15 protein-coding genes and 1 pseudogene are annotated in these 19,348 nt (G+C 64.1%); 11 read left to right on the top strand and 5 right to left on the bottom strand.

Going from position 1 to position 19,348, the window contains the following annotated elements; all coding sequences use genetic code 11:
* Window positions 1–40 precede the first annotated feature (40 nt).
* From IVB31_RS00775 to IVB31_RS00755, 5 genes are all read right to left on the bottom strand, one after another.
* On the bottom strand, window positions 41–3,271 hold the full coding sequence (locus IVB31_RS00775) for a cytochrome P450 (protein WP_247317426.1): 3,231 nt from the start codon (window positions 3,269–3,271) through the stop codon (window positions 41–43).
* Between the two features lie 119 nt (window positions 3,272–3,390).
* Complete coding sequence (locus IVB31_RS00770) at window positions 3,391–4,386, bottom strand: alpha/beta hydrolase (protein ID WP_247317424.1); 996 nt, start codon at window positions 4,384–4,386, stop codon at window positions 3,391–3,393.
* A gap of 10 nt (window positions 4,387–4,396) precedes the next feature.
* The gene (locus IVB31_RS00765) at window positions 4,397–5,947 is read right to left on the bottom strand and encodes a wax ester/triacylglycerol synthase family O-acyltransferase (RefSeq protein WP_247317422.1); all 1,551 of its coding nucleotides are present in this window, start codon (window positions 5,945–5,947) and stop codon (window positions 4,397–4,399) included.
* A gap of 46 nt (window positions 5,948–5,993) precedes the next feature.
* On the bottom strand, window positions 5,994–6,794 hold the full coding sequence (locus IVB31_RS00760; RefSeq protein ID WP_247317420.1) for an alpha/beta hydrolase: 801 nt from the start codon (window positions 6,792–6,794) through the stop codon (window positions 5,994–5,996).
* Complete coding sequence (locus tag IVB31_RS00755) at window positions 6,794–7,051, bottom strand: DUF6489 family protein (RefSeq protein ID WP_247317418.1); 258 nt, start codon at window positions 7,049–7,051, stop codon at window positions 6,794–6,796. Before IVB31_RS00755 ends, IVB31_RS00760 begins: the two co-directional genes overlap by 1 nt.
* Window positions 7,052–7,345: 294 nt before the next feature.
* On the opposite strand from IVB31_RS00755, the gene IVB31_RS00750 reads away from it, so the two are divergent.
* The 11 genes and pseudogenes from IVB31_RS00750 to IVB31_RS00700 all read left to right on the top strand — a co-directional run.
* The gene (locus tag IVB31_RS00750) at window positions 7,346–8,944 is read left to right on the top strand and encodes an ABC transporter substrate-binding protein (RefSeq protein ID WP_247317416.1); all 1,599 of its coding nucleotides are present in this window, start codon (window positions 7,346–7,348) and stop codon (window positions 8,942–8,944) included.
* A gap of 100 nt (window positions 8,945–9,044) precedes the next feature.
* Window positions 9,045–10,025: an ABC transporter permease gene (locus IVB31_RS00745; protein ID WP_247317413.1), complete on the top strand. Its 981-nt coding sequence runs from the start codon at window positions 9,045–9,047 to the stop codon at window positions 10,023–10,025.
* Window positions 10,026–10,027: 2 nt separating this feature from the next.
* Window positions 10,028–10,996, top strand: a complete 969-nt coding sequence (locus IVB31_RS00740) for an ABC transporter permease (protein ID WP_247317410.1) — start codon at window positions 10,028–10,030, stop codon at window positions 10,994–10,996.
* Between the two features lie 13 nt (window positions 10,997–11,009).
* Window positions 11,010–11,996: an ABC transporter ATP-binding protein gene (locus IVB31_RS00735; RefSeq protein WP_247317408.1), complete on the top strand. Its 987-nt coding sequence runs from the start codon at window positions 11,010–11,012 to the stop codon at window positions 11,994–11,996.
* Window positions 11,993–12,982 carry an ABC transporter ATP-binding protein gene (locus IVB31_RS00730; protein WP_247317406.1) on the top strand — a complete coding sequence of 330 codons (990 nt, stop codon included), beginning with the start codon at window positions 11,993–11,995 and terminating at the stop codon, window positions 12,980–12,982. Before IVB31_RS00735 ends, IVB31_RS00730 begins: the two co-directional genes overlap by 4 nt.
* A gap of 81 nt (window positions 12,983–13,063) precedes the next feature.
* Window positions 13,064–14,869: a gamma-glutamyltransferase family protein gene (locus IVB31_RS00725; protein ID WP_247317405.1), complete on the top strand. Its 1,806-nt coding sequence runs from the start codon at window positions 13,064–13,066 to the stop codon at window positions 14,867–14,869.
* Between the two features lie 9 nt (window positions 14,870–14,878).
* Entirely contained in the window at window positions 14,879–15,589 is a 711-nt protein-coding gene (locus IVB31_RS00720) for a DUF1028 domain-containing protein (protein WP_247317403.1), read from the top strand.
* Window positions 15,586–16,575 carry an ABC transporter ATP-binding protein gene (locus tag IVB31_RS00715; RefSeq protein WP_247317401.1) on the top strand — a complete coding sequence of 330 codons (990 nt, stop codon included), beginning with the start codon at window positions 15,586–15,588 and terminating at the stop codon, window positions 16,573–16,575. Before IVB31_RS00720 ends, IVB31_RS00715 begins: the two co-directional genes overlap by 4 nt.
* Window positions 16,575–17,684, top strand: a complete 1,110-nt coding sequence (locus IVB31_RS00710; RefSeq protein WP_247317400.1) for a dipeptide ABC transporter ATP-binding protein — start codon at window positions 16,575–16,577, stop codon at window positions 17,682–17,684. Before IVB31_RS00715 ends, IVB31_RS00710 begins: the two co-directional genes overlap by 1 nt.
* Before the next feature lie 11 nt (window positions 17,685–17,695).
* On the top strand, window positions 17,696–19,207 hold the full coding sequence (locus IVB31_RS00705; protein ID WP_247317398.1) for an ABC transporter substrate-binding protein: 1,512 nt from the start codon (window positions 17,696–17,698) through the stop codon (window positions 19,205–19,207).
* Window positions 19,208–19,238: 31 nt separating this feature from the next.
* A pseudogene (locus IVB31_RS00700) lies at window positions 19,239–19,348 on the top strand (ABC transporter permease); the annotation flags it as partial.

Raw genomic sequence — 19,348 nt, 5'->3', positions numbered from 1 at the left:
GTCCCAAACCTGCGTCTGCTTTATGCCTGTTGCAGGGAGACTAACCTCCCGCCCACACGTCCAGCACGTACCGGTTCTTCGCGCCCATCTCCTCGATCCAGCGCGCACTGGCAGCAGCGTCGCTGCCGCGCTTCTCGCGGTGGATCGCGGCCAGCGCCGCCTTCACGTCCGGCTCCATCTTGCTGCCATCGCCACAGACGTAAACGATGGCACCCTGCTCGATCAGCGGCCAGACCTTGTCCTTTTGCGCGGCGAGCACGTGCTGCACATAGGTCTTCGGTCCGTCCGCCCGGGAGAACGCCGTGAACAGCTCCGTGATGCCGCTTGCCGCCAACGCCTTCAGTTCGCCCGCGTAGAGAAAATCCTGATCGGGATGGCGGCAGCCGAAGAACAGCAGGGACGGGCCGAGGGCGGCGCCTTTCGCCTTGCGCGCGGCGCGCTCCTGCAGGAAGCCGCGGAACGGGGCAAGTCCGGTCCCCGGTCCGATCATGATGATCGGCACCGAAGAATCATCCGGGAGCCGGAAGCCAGCCTTGGTCTCGCGCACGGTTGCATGGATCGAATCGTCCGCGCGTCGGTTGGCGAGATAGTTCGAGCAGACACCCTTGTAGACGCCACGACCTGACGCAGCCGGCCCTTCGACCGCGCCGACCGTGATGCTGCAACGAACTGGATCGACCGACGGCGAGGACGAGATCGAGTAATAGCGCGGCGCAAGCAGCGAGAGCATTTCCAGATAGACGTGGAACGGCAGCTCGCAGGCCGGATATTCGAGCAGCAGGTCGAATACCGATTTCCGCCTGGCCAGAATCTCGGCGCGGTAACGTTCGAGCGGCTCGGCCTCCTCACCGACGAACGCCAGCAGTTTTGGTTTCGTAACGGGGCAACGCGTATGCTCCGCCATGATCTGAAGCTGCTTGCGCGTCGCCACCTGCTGGAGCTCGACGAACTCGCTGAGCAGGCGGCCGACCGATACGGCATCGCCGACCGGCAATTGCGCGCGGCGGCCTTCCGCGACCTGAAGCCTGATCTGGTCGGCCGGCAGGAAGCCGAAGCGGCGGGCAACCGAATCCACCAGCGTCGGATCGTTGCGCGGGACCACGCTCAAATGATCGCCAACGCGGTAGGTGAGATTGGACGGCAGCTGCACCTCGATGTGGCGCGTCGAGCGCTCTGAGGGAGTGGACCCGCTCTTGTTCTGGAGCTCGTCATTGACCAGCACCTTCATCGCCACCGCGCCGCCCTGGGCCACGATGGTGTTGACGGCGGTCACCGCCACCGGTTCGATCGCATAGAGCGGATCATCTTCCGCGGTGCGGGTGAAATTCCAGTCGATGCCGAATTCCTTGGTCGCGACCTGGGCGGCCGCCGGGAACCATTTCTGAAACTGGCCGTCGAGATCGCTGCGCGCATCGCCTTCGCCGCGCGGGTAAACCGCGCGCGCGCCACGCGCCGACAATTGCTCGTCGATGAAGCGTGGCACTGATTGATAGGTCGCGGCCCAGTCGCTGTTGCCGCAGCCGAACACGGCGTAGCGCACATTGGCAAAGGCATCTTTCGGCAGGTCGTCGCCGAGCCATTTGACGAATTGCGTCGCGTTGTCCGGCGGCGCGCCGTTATAGGAAGCGCAGATGATCAGCACGCCGCCCTGCTGCGGCAGCTTGCCGACGTAGTCGTCGAGCGGTCCGAGATGCACGGCAAAACCGTTGATCTCGGCGAGATCGGCCATGCGCGTCGCGAGCTCCTCGGCGGTGCCGAGATTCGACCCGTAAAGCACCAGCATCGGCGTGTTGTGGCCGGGCCGCGCCGTCGGCTGACGCGGTGCCTTCGGTGCCGAAGCCACGACAGGCCCACCATAGGCGCCGCGCTCGCGGTCGGCGCGCGGACGGACCTTGATCTTGAAGCCTTCCGGCTTCATCGTCAGCGTCTCCTTCATATGCATCTGGTAACGCTGGTGATCGATCAGCTTGAAGCGCTGCAGGATCATGCCGAGCGCGAGCGCGGCCTCGTGCATGGCGAAGCCGCGGCCGATGCAGGCGCGCTGGCCATTGCCGAACGGCTTCCAGGCATTGACCGGTCGCTTGGCTTCCGCCTCCCGGCTGAAATTCTCGGGGTCGAAGGCATCCGGGTTCGGACCCCAGACCGAGGGATCGCGATGCAGCGCGGTTACCAGGATGGTGGTGAACGTACCCTTCCGGAGCTTGTACTTGCCGCCGCCGATGGTCTCGTCCTGCAGCGCCGAGATGCCATAGGCCGGCGCCGGCGGCCACAGCCGCAGCGCCTCCTTCAGGATCTGCGTGATGTAGGTGAGCTGCGTCACCTGCAGATAGGTCGGTTTCGCATTGGCATCAGGGCCGAAGACACGGTCGACCTCGTCATAGGCCTTCTTGAGAATGTCCGGATGCTTCAGGAGCGCATAGAGCGTGCAGGACAACAGGCCGCTGGTGGTCTCGTGGCCTGCGATCAGGAAGGTGTTGATCTGGTAGCGGATGTTGACGTCGTCGAGCTGCTCGCCGGTCGAACGGTCGACGCCCGTCATCATCGCTGCGAGCATGTCCTTCTTGTCGCCGATTGCGTCCGCACTCTTGCGCCGCTCGGCAATGATCTCGTCGACCATCTTGTTCATGAAGTCGACGTCTTCGCCCATGGTCTTGCGCCGCTTCTGCATCCAGAGCTGCTCGAACGGCAGGCCGCGGGTCATCATGATGGTTTCGAGCGAGCGCACCAGCGATTCGACGAAAGGATGGTAGTCGCGGCGGTAGAACGAGTTGAAGCGATACTCGAAGCCGCACAGGCCGATCGTATCAAGCGTCAGCGCGGTCATGTCGTGGACGACGTCGATCTCGTCGTCGGCGTTGAGCCGCTCCCATTTGTTGACGAGCTGTTCGGCGATGTCCACCATGCTCGAGTGGTAGGATTGCATGGCGCGGTTGCCGAAGGGCTGGAGCAGGATATTGTGCGCCTTGCTCCAGTTCGGCTCCTTGGTGTCGGCCGTGAACAGGCCGTCGCCGCCGACCGCACGCACGCGCCGCAGTGCACCGCGCACCGTCTTGTCGAAGCGCTTCTCGTCGGACAGTTCGTCGACGAGATCGTGGCCGGAGACGACCACGATCGGCGAGCCCATCATGTCAAGCCAGAAGATCGGACCCAGCTCCTTGGCGAGCCGCGTCAAATGCTGCACCGGCGCGGCCGAATCCAGCGACAGCATGTTGCCGACCACCGGCTTGGTCGGCGGCTGCGGAATCGGGTCCAGTCGGTTCTTGGATGACATGTAAATGCGCTTCCCCTTTGTAACCCTCGTCATTGCGAGGAGCTCTTGCGACGAAGCAATCCAGAAATCCATCCGCGACGACAGGCTTGGATTTCTTCGTCGCTCCTCGCAATGACGAGCTAGCCAAACCGCCTTCTACGCCATTCGATCAACCTGGCGCTGACCTCCTCCGGCTTCTCCTGCTGCGTCCAATGGCCGCTCTCCTTCACCAGATACTTCTCGAGGTCAGCGATCAGCTTCTCCATGCCGTCGGCCGCTGACGGCGGCAACACCGCGTCGTTCTCGGCCATGATCATCAGTGACGGCACGTGCACGTGATGGTCCAACCCCTTCGAGCGCTCCCAATTGCGGGTGAAGTTGCGATACCAGTTGATGCCGCCGGTGAAGCCGGTTTTCGTGAAAGTGTCGACGAACACCTTCTTCTCGTCGGCCGTCAGGATCGGTGTACGCGGATCGTGTCGGGCGTCGTAAGCCGCGATCATCTGTGGGAATGCGAGATTGGTCTTCGACGAGGCGCCGACACCTGCGATCGGCGGCTCCGCCGGTTTCGCCTCCGGCCGCGCCAAAGGCTTGCGCATGAAGGCGTCAAAGGTCTGCTCGACGCGGCTGCCAAAGATCCTGTCCGGCTCGCGCGCGGGGTCCTGGAACTGGACAATGTACATCTGATCGCCGAAGCGCTGGCGGAACAGTGCGATCGGGTCGATCGGCGCGCGGTCCCAATGCGGCGTGTTGACGCCGACGACGCCGGCCACGCGCGAAGGATGCCGCAGCGGCATCTGCCAGACGACGAAGCCGCCCCAGTCGTGGCCGACGAAGATCGCCTTGTCGATCCCGAGATGATCGAGCAGCCCGACCAAATCGCCGGTCAGATGCTCCATGTCATAGTCCTCGACCGGCTCGGGCCGGTCGCTCGCGCCATAGCCGCGCTGGTCCGGCGCGATCACCCGGATGCCGGCCTCGCTCAGCGCCTTGATCTGGTGGCGCCAGGAGAAAGCGAGTTCGGGCCAGCCATGACACAGCACGATCGGCGGCTTGTCATCGGCTGGACCCGCTTCGTAATAGCCCATTCGAATTCCGTTCGTCTGCGCGAACTTGAGCGGCGGCATTTCAATCATCGACGCATTCCTATTCCGCGGCACCCTTGAGGTCGGCCACCGGCGGAGCGTAGGCCGCCTCCAGCGCGGCGAATTCTTCCGGCAGCATGTCGCACATCACCTGCACGTGCGGAATGATGTTGGCGCCGACGATGAAGCCGAAATCAAGCTGGTCGCGATAGCTCTGCACGGTAATGTTGAGCGCTTGCCCGTGCGTCGAGATCGACACCGGGAAGATGTGCAACAGCTCGGCGCCGGCCGCGTAGAGCGTCTGCCGCGGTCCCGGCACGTTGGACACCGTGATGTTGGCGGCCGGCGGCAACACGTCCGACAGGTTCGAGCGGCTGTAGAGCAGCGCCAGGACCTGCACCATGATCGGCGTACCCAGCATCGAGATGTTGGAAATCTGCGGCATCAGTGCCCGCAACGGATGCGACATTTCCTTGGACTTGGTCGACTGCGCGATGATGGCTTCCAGCCGTGCCTTGGGATCATCGATGTTGGTCGCGATCGAGCAGATCATGCCGAACACCTGGTTGTTGGCCTCGGTGTTGCCTTCCTCGCGCAGCGAGATCGGTACCGCCGCGGTCAGCGACTTTGCCGGCAGCGTGCTGTGCTCCTTCAGGTAGCGCCGGACCACGCCGGAAGCGAGCGCCAGCACCACGTCGTTGAGCTTGCCGCCGGCCTGCTTGGCCAGCGCCTTGGATCGCGACAGCGAGATCGACACCCCGGCGAAGCTGCGCTCGGACGAAATCGATTTGTTAAGCATGGTCGGCGGCGACACCATGCTCGCAAGGCTCTCGCGCGACTTCGGATCGGCGACCTTGCCGAGCACCTCGGAGACGCTCTTGACCATGGTCGGGATGTTGCCGGCAAAGCGCACCGCGCTCTCGATCTGGTACATCGCATTGTCGAACAGGATCGAGCCGATGTCGCTCTTGCCGGTGCGTGGCAGTTGCAGGTTCTTCGCGGCTTGCGAAGCATCGAGCGGCTGGGTGAAGAGCTGTTGATAGGAATCGAGCAGGTTCGCGGCGATGTCGCGCGGCTCCTGGGCGGACTTGGCCCCTGCCGTCGGCGGATCGACATTGCGGGGGACCGGCGAGATATCGTAGATCATGTTGGTCAGCGCCGCACCGGCGCCACCATCGATGGCGGCATGATGCATCTTCGAATAGAGTCCGACCTCGTTGTTCTTCATGCCCTCGAATACGTAGAATTCCCAGAGCGGGCGCGCGCGGTTCAAGAGCTTGGCGTGCATCCAGCCGACGATGCGTTCGAGCGTGGCGCGGTCGCGCGGCTGCGGCAGGCTGGCGCGGAAGATGTGACGGTCGATGTCGAACTGATCGTCCTCGACCCAGGAGGGATGATCGATGTCGAGCGGCGCTTTCTCCAGCCGCGCTTTGAGGATCGGCGCAATGTGCAGGCGTGAGACGATCATCGCCTTGAAGTCTTCGAAAAAGTCGCCCTTGTAGTCGTCCGGCAGGCGAAAGATCGCCATGCTCCCGACATGCATCGGCATTTCCGGCGTTTCCAGATAGAGAAACGACGCGTCCAGCGACGACAGCTTCTTACCGTCAGCCATAGTTCCCTCCCGAGTAGTTGACGGGCGCCTTAAGCAGCGCTTCTCGTCAGGCCGATATTGCCTGTTCCGGCGGGGCATATGCAATGGCAAACGGCCCTGCCCGGTCAAATGGCCAGAACTCCCCCTCCGGTTGCGCGAGGCGGTCCGCCACGGCCCACAGCGCCGCGGGGTTCACGCCGAGCCCGATATGGCTCGCCAGGTGCACCTCGATGTTCTCGGCACGGTCGGAGGGACGTAGCAGGCAGGTTCGCCAATTCACGATGCCGTCGGCGCGCGAATAGATCGACGTCGCCGGCACCGGAAGATCGTCGGCGATCGCCTCGCGCGCTTCCGCAAAATCCTCGACCCGCTCGCCGGACAGCGCCTCGTAGAGCCGCGTGGCGTTGGTCGCCCGTACGTCGTTGGCAAAGGGGCTGCCGAGCGTGACGACATAACGGACCATGTCGGGCGCCTGGAGCGCGAGATCGCGCGCATAGACCCCGCCGAGGCTCCACCCGACCAGGCTGACCTTGCGTCCACTCGCGGCGTGGATTTCGGCCAGACGTGCGCGCAGTGTGTCCCGCATCCGTCCCAGCCCACCGAGGTTTCGGCCCATCCGCCAGGCATGTGCCTCATAGCCGAGCTCGTTGAGATAGCGCCGCATTGGCGCCATCGAGAGGTCGCTGGCGAGAAAGCCCGGCAGCGCCAGCACCGGATGGCCATCGCCCCTCGGCGCGCGCATCAGGAGCGGCGACAGCAGCAGGCTGGCGTTGAATTCGAACAGGCCGCGGGCCTCCGCAAGCAACAGGCCGAGGCCCGGCGGACGAAGCCGGCCTGACGCCTGCGGCCCGTCCGGCCCGGACGGCATTATTTCTTCTTGTCGCCGCTGCGCGTGCCGCCGAGGCCGGCCATCGTGACGAACATGTCCTGAAACCGCTCGGCGATCTTCGGATCGAAGGTGAACCAGCTCTGGATCAGGGATTCCGGCGAGACCTTGTCGATGTTGGACATCATCTGCTGCTGTAGTTTGTCCATCACGGCGGTCTGCATCGGCATCACGTCGGGTAGTCCGAAGAACTGGCGGGCCTCGAGGGGGGTGCAATCGATTTCGATGTTAACTTTCATGTCCCCTCCAGATGAGATTCGAGCGCCCTGTCGCAGTATCGCCGCGAGACGGTATGCAACGCAAGCGACCTGAGGCGGGGCGGCCGGGCCCTGCTCCCGCGATCGGCGGATATGGTCAATCAAATTCCGGCCCCGCCCCCGGTTTGTTGGTTAGCATTGCTGCACAGCGGCGCAAGTTGGCGCGTTCCTTGCTGGAATGGCGCTTGCACGGGTCGAGAACTCTGGGCAACATGGATCGATCAGCCCCGCCGAACAATCAAAAATCACGGCGCGGGCGAGTGGAGAGGGTCAAGAATGTCAGTTGGACGAAGTCTGTTTGCGGCGACGCTCGCCGGTGCGCTTGCGGTGGCGGTATCGCCGGCATCGAGCCAGACGCTGCGCTACGCCAACCAGGGTGAGCTGAAGTCGCTCGACCCCTACACACTGAACGAGTCGACGACCAGTGCACATCTCGGCCATGTCTATGAGGGCCTGGTCACGCGCGACAAGGACCTGAAGATCATCCCGGCACTCGCCGAAAGCTGGGAGACGCCGGAGCCGACACGCTGGCGCTTTCACCTGCGCAAGGGCGTCAAATTCCACAATGGCGACCCCTTCACCGCAGATGACGTGGTGTTCTCGGCCGAGCGCGTGCGGGCGAAGGGCTCGAATTTCCAGAGCCGCGTTCCCGCCGATGCCAAGGCCGTCAAGATCGACGATTACACCGTCGATTTCGTCCTGACCTCGCCCAATCCCATCCTGACGGCGCTCTGGGCGACCTGGTACATCATGGACAAGAAATGGGCAGAGGCGAACGATGCGGCGGCACCGACGCCAGCAGCCGCGACGACTCCGAGCTATGCCTCGCTCCATGAAAACGGCACCGGCCCCTTCATGATCGACAGCCATCAGCCGGGCGTGAAGACCGTCTTCAAGGCCAATCCGAACTGGTGGCGCAAGCCGGAGCATAATCTGAAGGAGATCATCTTCACGCCGATCGGAAACCCGGCCACGCGTGTCGCGGCACTGCTATCGGGCGAGGTCGACGTGATCGAACCGGTTCCGGTCCAGGACATCGACCGCGTCAAAGCAAGCCCCAACGCCACGGTCCTGACCGGACCTGAGCTCCGCACCATCTTCGTTGGCATGGATCAGGCGCGCGACGAGCTCCTGTATTCCAACATCAAGGGCAAGAACCCGTTCAAGGACGTTCGCGTCCGCGAAGCCGTCTATCGGGCGATCGACGTCGACCTGATCAAGAATCGGGTCATGCGCGGACTGTCCACGCCGTCCGCATTGATGGTCGCACCAGAGATCCTTCCCTCGAAAGATTTCACCCGGCCGAAGTTCGATCCCGACGCCGCCAAGAAGCTTCTGGCAGACGCCGGCTATGCGGACGGTTTCGAAGTGACGATGGACTGCCCGAACGACCGCTACGTCAATGACGCCGCGATCTGCCAGGCCATCGTCGGCATGCTCGCTCGTATCAACATCAAGGTGGACCTGCTGGCGCAACCCAAGGCCCTGTATTTCGCCAAGGTGCTGAAGCCCGGCGGCTACAAGACCTCGCTGTTCATGCTGGGCTGGACCCCGGATACGCTCGACTCCCAGAACGTGCTCCACGACATCATGGGCTGTCGGGACGACCCCAAGGATCCCAACCGCGGTGAAGCCAATCTGGCAGGCTATTGCAGCAAGCCGTTCGACGAGCTCGCCGACAAGGTTCTCCTTGAGTCCGATACGGCCAAGCGCGATCTCCTGATCAAGCAGGCCTTCGAGATCTCGATGAAGGACTGGGCCTACATCCCGCTGCACCAACAAGCGCTCGCCTGGGGCGTGTCGAAAAAAGTAAAGCTGACCCAGCGCGCGGACAACCAGGTTCTGCTCTATTGGGCGACCAAGCAGGACGAGTAGGTGTCGATAAGTTGTGAAGTCCCGGAAGCCCTGCTTCCGGGACTTGCCGTTTCGGGCTAACGCGATGATGCGTGCTGCTCAAGAGATGTGAAAGGAACAGATGCTCGCTTTCACACTGCGCCGGGCCATCCAGGCCATCGGTGTCATGATCGCCGTCGGAATCATCTCGTTCTCGATGTTCCGTTTCGCCGGCGATCCCGTGAACCAGATGGTCGGGATGGATACTTCGGGCGCCGAACGCGCCGCGATCCGCAAGTCGCTCGGCCTCGACGATCCCGTCATCGTGCAGTTCGGCCGCTATATCGGCAATGCCGCGCGTTTCCAATTCGGCACCTCCTACCAGTTCCGCCTGCCCGTCACCAATCTCCTGATGGAACGGATGCCAGCCACGCTGGAGCTTGCGATCTGCGCCACGATCTTTGCCATGGTCATTGGCATCCTGATGGGGGTCTACTCGGCGCTCCGCCGTGACACCTGGCTGGCGCATTTATTCCAGGTGATCTCGCTGATCGGCATTTCGCTGCCAACTTTCCTGATCGGCGTTCTCATGATCTACCTGTTCTCGGTCACGCTCGGCTGGCTGCCCTCGTTCGGGCGAGGCGATGTCGTGCATATCGGCTGGTGGACGACAGGCCTCCTGACGCTATCGGGCTTGAAAGCGCTGATCATGCCTTCGATTACGCTCGGCCTGTTCCAGATGACTCTGATCATGCGGCTCGTCCGCACCGAAATGCTGGAGGTCATGCGCACAGACTACATCCGCTTTGCCCGCGCCCGCGGCCTCACCACCCGCGCTATCCATTTCGGTCACGCGTTGCGCAACACGCTGATTCCGGTCATCACCGTGGCCGGCCTTCAATTTGGCTCGGTAATTGCTTTCGCCATTATCACCGAGACCGTGTTCCAGTGGCCAGGAATGGGGCTCCTGTTCGTGCAGGCCGTGCAGAATGTCGATATCCCTATCATGGCCGCCTATTTGATGATGGTATCCCTGATCTTCGTCACCATCAATCTGGTGGTTGACATCCTCTACACCATCGTCGATCCGCGACTGCGCTCGACGATCAGCCGGGCGCACTAGAGATGAGCGAGGCCGTCGTTCCGCACAAGGTCGAAGAGCGAGGTTCACGCGCCGCGGCGCCTGGCTGGTTCAAACGCACGCGTGACAGCGACCTGGTCTATTCGTTCCGCCGCTCCAGGATCACCATGATCGCGGCAACCGTGACGCTGCTGTTCTTTCTGCTCGCGGTCTTCGCTTCGGTGCTGTCCGTCCAGAATCCTTTCGATCCGGCGCAGCTTCAGCTGATGAACTCGCGCATCTCGCCACTGTGGACCGCCGACGGCCAGAGCCCCTTCCTGCTCGGCACCGACGAGCAGGGCCGCGACGTGCTTTCCGCGATCCTCTACGGCATGCGGGTGTCGCTCCTCGTCGGCGTGCTCGGCGTCTTCTTCTCCGGCGCGCTCGGAATCCTGCTCGGACTCACGGCCGGCTATTTTGGCGGTGCCGTCGACGGATTGATCATGCGCATCGCCGACGTACAGCTTTCATTTCCGGCGATCCTGATCGCGCTGCTGATCAACGGCATCGCCAAGTCGGTCTTTGGCAACAAACTCGACGAGATGAGCATGCTGGCGGTCCTGGTCTTTGCGATCGGCCTGAGTTTCTGGGTCCAGTACGCGCGCACGGTGCGCGGCTCGGTGATGGTCGAGAAAAACAAGGATTATGTCGCAGCCGCACAATTGATCGGCCTTCCTGCCCCCGTGATCATGCTGCGCCACGTGCTGCCGAACACGACAGGCCCGATCCTCGTGATCGGCACCATCAACCTCGCACTCGCCATCATCACGGAGGCAACCTTGTCCTTCCTCGGCTCGGGCATGCCCGAAACCATGCCGTCGCTGGGCACGCTGATCCGCATCGGCAACAACTATCTGTTCGCGGGTGAATGGTGGATCGTCGCCTTCCCCGGGCTCGCGCTTGCGGCTCTGATCCTCTCGATCAACCTGCTTGGCGACTGGCTGCGCGACGCGCTCAATCCGAAGCTCCGATGAATATGCGCCGCCCATGATCGAACCTGTTCTCTCCGTGCGCAACCTTCAGGTCGAGTTCGCCGGCCGCCGCGGCACGCTGCGCGCCATCGACGGCGTCTCCTTCGACATCGCCAAGGGCGAGGTGCTGGGGGTGGTCGGCGAATCCGGCGCGGGCAAGTCCGTCACGGGCCTGTCTGTGATCGGCCTGATCGACCCGCCCGGCCGCATCGCCGGCGGCGAGATTCATCTCGCGGGCCTGCGTATCGACAATCTGCCGCCGGACGAGATGCGCCGCATTCGCGGGAAACGCATCGGCATGATCTTCCAGGATCCCCTCACTTCGCTCAATCCACTGTACAAGATCGGCGACCAGCTCATCGAGACGATCAGAACCCATCTGAACCTGTCTGAGGCGGCCGCCCGCCGCCGCGCCATCGACCTGCTCGCCGAAGTCGGAATTCCCGCGCCCGAAAAGCGCATCGACGGCTATCCCCACGAATTCTCCGGTGGCATGCGCCAGCGCGTGGTGATTGCGCTCGCGATCTGCGCAGAGCCGGAGCTGATCATCGCCGACGAGCCGACCACCGCGCTGGACGTCTCGGTGCAGGCGCAGATCATCTCGCTGATCAAGCGACTCGGGCGCGACCACGGCACCGCCGTGATGCTGGTGACCCACGACATGGGCGTGATCGCGGAGACCTCCGACCGTGTCGCGGTGATGTATGCCGGCCGCGTCGCCGAGATCGGTCCCGTGCAGGACGTCGTCAGGAATCCGCTGCACCCTTACGCCAAGGGTCTGATGGGCGCGATCCCCACACTCGCCGGCGACGACAAGCGCCTGGTGCAGATTCCCGGCTCGATGCCGCGCCTGTCGGCGATCCCGAGCGGCTGCTCGTTCAATCCGCGCTGCGCATTCGCATTCGATCGGTGCCGCGTGGAGAGGCCGGAGCCGCTGCCGCGCGGCGCTCAGTCGGTCGCCTGCCATCTCTATGACAGCGTGCCGGCCGAGAGCGCGGCATGAGTGATCCCTTCGTCCAGGCCACGAATCTGCGCCGGGTGTTCGACGTCTCAAAGCCTTGGCTCAACCGCGTACTCGAAGGCGGACACCTCGAATACCTCAAAGCTGTCGACGGCGTCACCTTCGACATCAGGAAGGGCGAGACCTTTGCGCTGGTCGGCGAGTCCGGCTCGGGCAAGACCACGGTGGCGCGCATGGTCGTCGGCCTGTTGCCGCCGAGCGCCGGCAATGTGTTGATCGACGGCGTCTCGATGACGGATCCGCGGCAGGCCCTGGCGCGGCGAAAACTACGCCGTCGCATCCAGATGATCTTCCAGGATCCCTATGCGAGCCTCAACCCGCGCTTCCGCGTCGATGCCATCATCTCCGAGCCGATCCGTGCCTTCGACCTGATCCAGGGGGAGCGCGACATCCAGGCCCGCGTCGGCGAGCTGCTCAGCCTCGTCGGCCTGCATCCCGACGACCGGCTGAAGTTTCCGCACGAATTCTCCGGCGGCCAGCGTCAGCGCATCGCGATCGCGCGAGTGCTTGCTTCTGAAGCCGAATTCATCGTCTGCGACGAGCCGACTTCGGCGCTGGATGTGTCCGTGCAGGCGCAGATCCTGAACCTGATGCGCGATCTCCAGGACAAGTTCGGCCTGACCTACATGTTCATCAGCCACAACCTCGCCGTGGTCCGCCACATGGCGAGCCGGGTCGGCGTGATGTATCTCGGCCGCATCGTCGAGATCGCGGAAAGCCGCGAGCTGTTCACCCGCCCGCGCATGCCCTACACCAAGATGCTGCTCGGCGCCGTGCCCGACCTCGCGATGAGCGGTCGCCAGCGCATTCCGGTGAAGGGCGAGATCCCGAATCCGATCAATCCGCCCCCCGGCTGTGCCTTCAATCCGCGCTGCCCGCTGGCGTTCGATCTCTGCCGCAACAAAGCCCCGGAGCTGATCGACGGCGTCGCCTGCCACGCGGTCAACGCCACACCGGTGCCTGCGTGACGCGCGCGTGCCATGCTATCAGCGCATTGGCGGCCCGGCATCCCCTGTGATCAATTGCGCGCGCCGCAACTGAGGTAATCCATGGCCAGCAATGTCAATCCCGATCCGTTCACGACGCGCCCCGAGATCGAGGGCACCTTCGGCGTCGTCGCCACCACGCACTGGATCGCGACCGCCGTCGGCATGGCCATCCTGGAAAAGGGCGGCAACGCCTTCGACGCCGGCGTCGCCACCGCTTTCACGCTTCAGGTGGTCGAGCCGCATCTGAACGGCCCCGGCGGGGACGTGCCTGTCATCGTGCACGATGTGAAGCGCGGTCGCACCGAGGTAATCTGCGGTCAGGGACCCGCGCCCGCGCGCGCCACCATCGCGCACTACAAGAGCGAAGGGCTCGACATGGTGCCCGGCACCGGCCTGCTCGCGGCCTGCGTCCCCGGCACCTTCGAATCCTGGATGATGCTGCTGCGCGACTACGGCACGATGCGCGTGCGCGACGTGCTGGAGCCCGCGATCTCCTATGCACGCGACGGCTATCCGCTGGTCGAGCGCGCCTGCGCCACGATTCAGACCGTGGAGCAATTGTTCCGCAAGCATTGGCCGACGTCGGCCGCGGTCTATCTGCCGAACGGCGAGGTGCCGAGGCCCGGCACGCTCTTCACCAACAAGACGCTTGCGGCGACCTATGCGCGGATCCTGGACGAAGCCGAGAGTGGCGGTGGCGGCCGCGACGCGGAGATCGAGCGCGCCCGAAAGTCCTGGTCGCAAGGATTCGTTGCGGAGGCCATCGACAAGTTCTGCCGCACCCAGGAGGTGATGGACGTCAGCGGCTCGCCACATCGCGGCGTGCTCTCCGCCGACGACATGGCGCGCTGGCAGCCGACCATCGAGGCGCCGCTCACCTACGACTATGGCCGCTATACCGTCTGCAAGGCGGGCGTCTGGAGCCAGGGTCCGGTGACGCTTCAGCAGCTTGCGTTGTTGAAGGGCTTTGCGCTCGACGGGCTCGATCCGACCGGGCCCGAATTCATCCATCTCCAGATCGAATGCGCCAAGCTGGCGTTTGCCGACCGCGAAAAATTCTACGGCGATCCCAAGTTCAGCGAGATCCCGATCACGACGCTGCTCTCGGACGCCTACAACAACGAACGTCGCAAGCTGGTTTCCGAGAAGGCTTCGCTCGATCTCCGGCCCGGCGCGATCGAGGGCTTTGGCGGCGTGGTCAAGCTGCGCCGCGCCGAAGGCCAACGCGAGGCCGTCGGCGCGCTCGGCGCCGGCGAACCGACCGTGGGGCGCTTCGGCGAGGTGCGCGGAGACACCGTTCATTTCGACATCATCGACAAAGCTGGCAACATGGTGTCCTCGACGCCGTCGGGCGGCTGGTTGCAATCCTCGCCTGTCATTCCCGAGCTGGGTTTCTGTCTCGGCAGCCGCGCACAAATGTTCGATTTGGAGGAGAACCAACCCAGTTCGCTCGCGCCGGGCAAGCGCCCACGCACCACGCTGTCGCCGACCATGGCGCTGCGCGACGGCGAGCCGTATCTGGCTTGGGGTTCGCCCGGCGGCGATCAGCAGGATCAATGGATCACGCAGTTCTTCCTGCGGCACGTCCATTGCAACCTCAATCTCCAGGAGGCAATCGATGCGCCGGCCTGGCACTCCGAGCATTTCCCGATCTCGTTCTGGCCGCGCACCGCGCGCCCCGGCGTGCTCGTGGTCGAGAACCGCGTGCCGAAGGCGACGATCGAAAATCTGCGCGAGCGCGGACATATCGTCGAGGTCGGACCGGACTGGTCGGAAGGCCGCCTCACTGCGGCCTCGCGCGTCGGTCCGCGCCGCCGCGCCGCCGCCAATCCACGCGGCATGCAGGGCTACGCCGCAGGACGCTAAAGGCAGCATATGACCTGGTCGATTATCGCGCGCGATCCTGCTGCCGGCCAGTTCGGCATCGCAGTCGCGACCCGTTTTTTTGCCGTCGGCGCGCGTGTCCCCTACATCGCGGCTGGCCTCGGCGCCATCGCGACGCAAGCCTTCGTCAATCCCTATTACGGCATCGACGGCGTCAAGCTCTTGCGTGAAGGTCTCAACGCGCACGACGTGCTGGCCGCGCTGCTCGCGACCGACGATGGCCGCGAGAGCCGCCAGATCCACATCATGGACGCGAGTGGCGAGATCGCGGCGCATACGGGACGCGACTGCGTCGAATGGTGCGGACACATCGCCGGCAGCGGCTTCTCCATTGCCGGCAACATGCTGGCGGGTGCCGACGTCCTCGACGAGACCGCAAGAACCTACATCGCCAATGACAGCCTGCCCTTCCCGCGCCGCCTGCTCGCCGCCATGCGGGCGGGCGAGGCCGCCGGCGGTGACAAGCGCGGCAAGCAGTCTGCCGCGCTCCTGATTCACGGCGAGGAGGAATGGCCGGCATTGGACGTGCGCGCCGACGATCATCCCGATCCGCTCGGCGAGCTCGAACGGCTCGAGCGCGTCAGCCACGAGCTCTGGGTTCACTTCCGTGATGCGCTGCCGACGCGGCAGAACCCGGCCGGCAACACCGATCGCAGCGTCATCGACGCCAGCATCGCCGCAGCGCGCGCAAAACGATCATGAGCGCTGGTCCCCTCATCGAGATCAAGGATCTGCGCATTCGCTTTCACGGCGACGACGGCCGCGTCACTCATGCGGTCGACAGTGTCGACCTCAGCGTCGCCAATGGCGCCACGCTCGGCCTCGTCGGCGAATCCGGCTGCGGCAAGAGCGTGACCTCACTCGCGATCATGGGTCTCCTGCCGAAGCAAAGCGCGGAGATCTCAGGCGCGATCCGCTTCGATGGTTTTGACCTGCTGAAGACCTCGGACCAGACCTTGCGTGACCTGCGTGGCAACCGGCTGGCGATGATCTTCCAGGAGCCGATGACCTCGCTCAATCCGAGCTTCACCATCGGCGACCAGATCATCGAGACCATTTTGCGCCACCGCGGCGGCTCGCGCCGCAGCGCGCGCGAGCGGACAATCCAGCTGCTGCGCCGCGTCCACATCCCCTCGCCCGAGCGACGGATCGACGAATATCCGCACAAGCTCTCCGGCGGCATGCGCCAGCGCGTCATGATCGCAATGGCACTGGCCTGCGACCCACGGCTCCTGATCGCGGACGAGCCGACCACCGCGCTGGACGTCACCTTGCAGGCGCAGATCCTCGAGCTGATGCGGGAATTGAAGGCGGCGAGCGGCGCGGCCATCATCCTGATTACCCATGATCTCGGCGTGGTCGCCGAAGTCTGCGACGAGGTCGCGGTGATGTATGCCGGCGAGATCGTCGAGCGCGCGCCGGTGGACGAATTGTTCTCGGCGCCGCAGCACCCCTACACCGTAGGCCTGCTCGGTTCGATCCCGCGGCTCGACCATCGCGCCGAGCAGCTTGCGACGATCGAGGGCATGGTGCCGAACATGGCGCAGCCACCCGCGGGCTGCCGCTTCGCCGCGCGCTGTCCCTTCGTGCTGGACGTCTGCACCCAGGCGCCGCCGCCACTGGTCGAAGTCAGCCCCGGCCACCTCTCGCGCTGCATCCGCGCGCCGCTCGAACTTTTGGTGTCGTAATGGCGCTGCTCGAGGTCGAGGGGCTGGTCAAGCATTTCGTCGCGGAGCGCTCGCTGTTCGGCCGCGCGCTGGCGCATGTCAAAGCAGTTGATGGCATTTCCTTCTCGCTGGACCCCGGCAAGACGCTGGCGCTCGTTGGCGAATCCGGTTGCGGCAAATCCACCGTCAGCCGCCTCGTACTGCGGCTGATCGAGCCGGACGCAGGCACGGTGCGCTTTAACGGCCGCGACCTGCTCTCGCTCGACGCCCAAGCTCTCCGCGCCTTTCGCCGCGAGGCGCAGATCATCTTCCAGGACCCCTACGCCTCGCTCAATCCGCGCATGACCGTCGCCCAGATCCTGACCGAGCCGCTGGCACTGCACGATCTCGTCCAGCCCGCCCGGCGGCGGGAGCGCGTCGAGGAGCTTTTGCGGCTGGTCGGACTGGAACCGCGGCTGGCCCGGCGTTATCCGCACGAATTCTCCGGCGGCCAGCGCCAGCGCATTGCGATTGCCCGCGCGCTCGCGGTCGAGCCGAAGCTGATCATCTGCGACGAGCCGGTCTCGGCGCTCGACGTCTCGATCCGCTCGCAGATCCTCAATCTCCTCGGCGAGCTCCAGGATCGGCTCGGCCTCGCCTACATCTTCGTTTCGCATGACCTCGCCGTGGTCAAGCACATCGCCGACCACGTGGCGGTGATGAACCTCGGCCAGATCGTCGAGACCGCGGCCGCGGATGCGCTGTTCGCCGCGCCCCGCCATCCCTACAGCCGGGCGCTCTTGTCGGCGATCCCCGTGCCTAAACCGCGGGCAAAGCGCAGCCGGATTGTGCTTCAGGGAGAAATCCCCAGCGCGCTCAATCCGCCGCCAGGATGCCGCTTCCACACCCGCTGCCCCTACGTGGTCGACCGCTGCCGCAGCGAAATGCCACAGCTTGTGCCGGATGGCACCGGACATGCAACGGCCTGCCATCGAACGTCGGAACTGCCGTCCTCCGAGGCGATCGTCCCATTGGATGGTGGCTTCTCGCCGATTCTCGAAAAATTGGTCGCCGCTTTCAGCGGCGGCCCGGAAGCAGCACGCGGCGGCGGGGTTAGTTCATTGGGGACGAACCCGGCTGGCCTAAAATGAGGTTGAGAGCGATGAGTTTCATGCGTTTGGCAATCCTGGCGTCGGCATTGCTGACGTCGCTCGCGGGCGGCGCTCAAGCCCAAACGACGCTTCGCATCGGCATCGCCGAGGACCCCGACATCCTCGATCCCAGCATCGGCCGCACCTATGTCGGCCGCATTGTCTTCGCCGCCTTCTGCGACAAGCTGTTCGATATCGACGAGAAGCTCAATATCGTGCCGCAGCTCGCGCTGTCTCACGAGACTTCCGCCGACGGCAAGGAGATGACGATCAAGCTCCGGCCCAACGTCAAATTCCATGATGGCGAGCCGCTCGACGCGGAAGCCGCGAAATTCTCGATCGAGCGTCACATGACGCTGCCAACCTCTTTCCGGAAGTCGGAACTCGGCAGCGTCGATCACGTCGAGGTGGTCGATCCCCTGACCATCAAGCTTGTGCTCAAGACGCCCTACTCGCCGCTGATCGCCCAGCTCACCGACCGCTCGGGCATGATGGTCTCGCCCAAGGCGGCAAAGGAAGCCGGCGACAAGTTCGGCCTGCATCCGGTCTGCGCCGGCCCCTACAAATTCGTCGAGCGCGTCCAGCAGGACCGCATGGTGTTCGAGAAATTCGCCGACTACTGGAACAAGGACAACATCCACATCGATCGCGTCGTGTTCCTGCCGATCGTCGACGCCACGGTGCGCCTCGCCAACCTCAAATCCGGCGGCCTCGATCTGATCGAGCGCGTGCTCGCCACCGACATCAAGGACGTGCGCACCGATTCACGGCTCGTGCTGTCGACCGCGCCAGAGCTCGGTTATTTCGGCCTAACCGTCAACATCGGCAACGACAAGGCCAAGGGGCCGCTTAGCCAGTCGGCGAAAGTTCGCCAGGCGCTCGATCTTTCCATCGATCGGGAAGCGATCAACCAGGTCGTGTTCAACGGCGAGTTCACCCCGGGCAATCAATGGGTGAGCCCGACGCATCCCTATTACCAGAAGGCTTTTCCGGTGCGTGGCCGCGACGTCGCCAAGGCGAAGGCGCTGTTGAAGGAGGCCGGCGTCACCGCGCCCATCTCAGTCGACTATATGATCCCGAAGGGCGCGGAGAACGAGGCCGTGGCGCAGGTCGTCCAGTCGATGGCCGCGGAAGCGGGCTTCGACATCAAAATTCGCGCCGTCGAATTTGCGACGACCTTCAAGCAGGCCCAGGCCGGTGAATTCCAGATCTTTCAGATCAACTGGAGCGGCCGCATCGATCCCGACGGCAACTCCTACATCTTCATGCGCAGCAAGGCTGCGCAGAACGACGGTGGATATGCGAATCCGGATGCGGACAAGCTGATGGAGGATGGCAGATTGACCTCCAACGTCGACGAGCGCAAGGCGATCTATGAAAAGCTGACAAAAATCCTGCTCGACGATTTGCCCATCATCTACATCTATCACCGCACGCTCCTGATCGCGCACACGACCAAGCTCCAGGGCTACAAGCAGATGCCCGACGGGCTGGTGCGCGTGGTGGGGTTGAAGTTCAAGTGATCGCCGCTGCGTCCAGGATGCGAGGCGTGCGATGCTGAACTTCCTCGCCCGCCGCATCGCGCAGATCGTGCCGACGCTGTTCTTTGTGTCGGTGCTGATCTTCTCGCTCCAGCAATTGCTGCCGGGGGATCCTGCGCTTGT

The sequence above is a fragment of the Bradyrhizobium sp. 21 genome (assembly GCF_023073335.1).
GTDB lineage: Bacteria > Pseudomonadota > Alphaproteobacteria > Rhizobiales > Xanthobacteraceae > Bradyrhizobium.
This window is presented reverse-complemented; position numbering and strand designations above follow the sequence as displayed.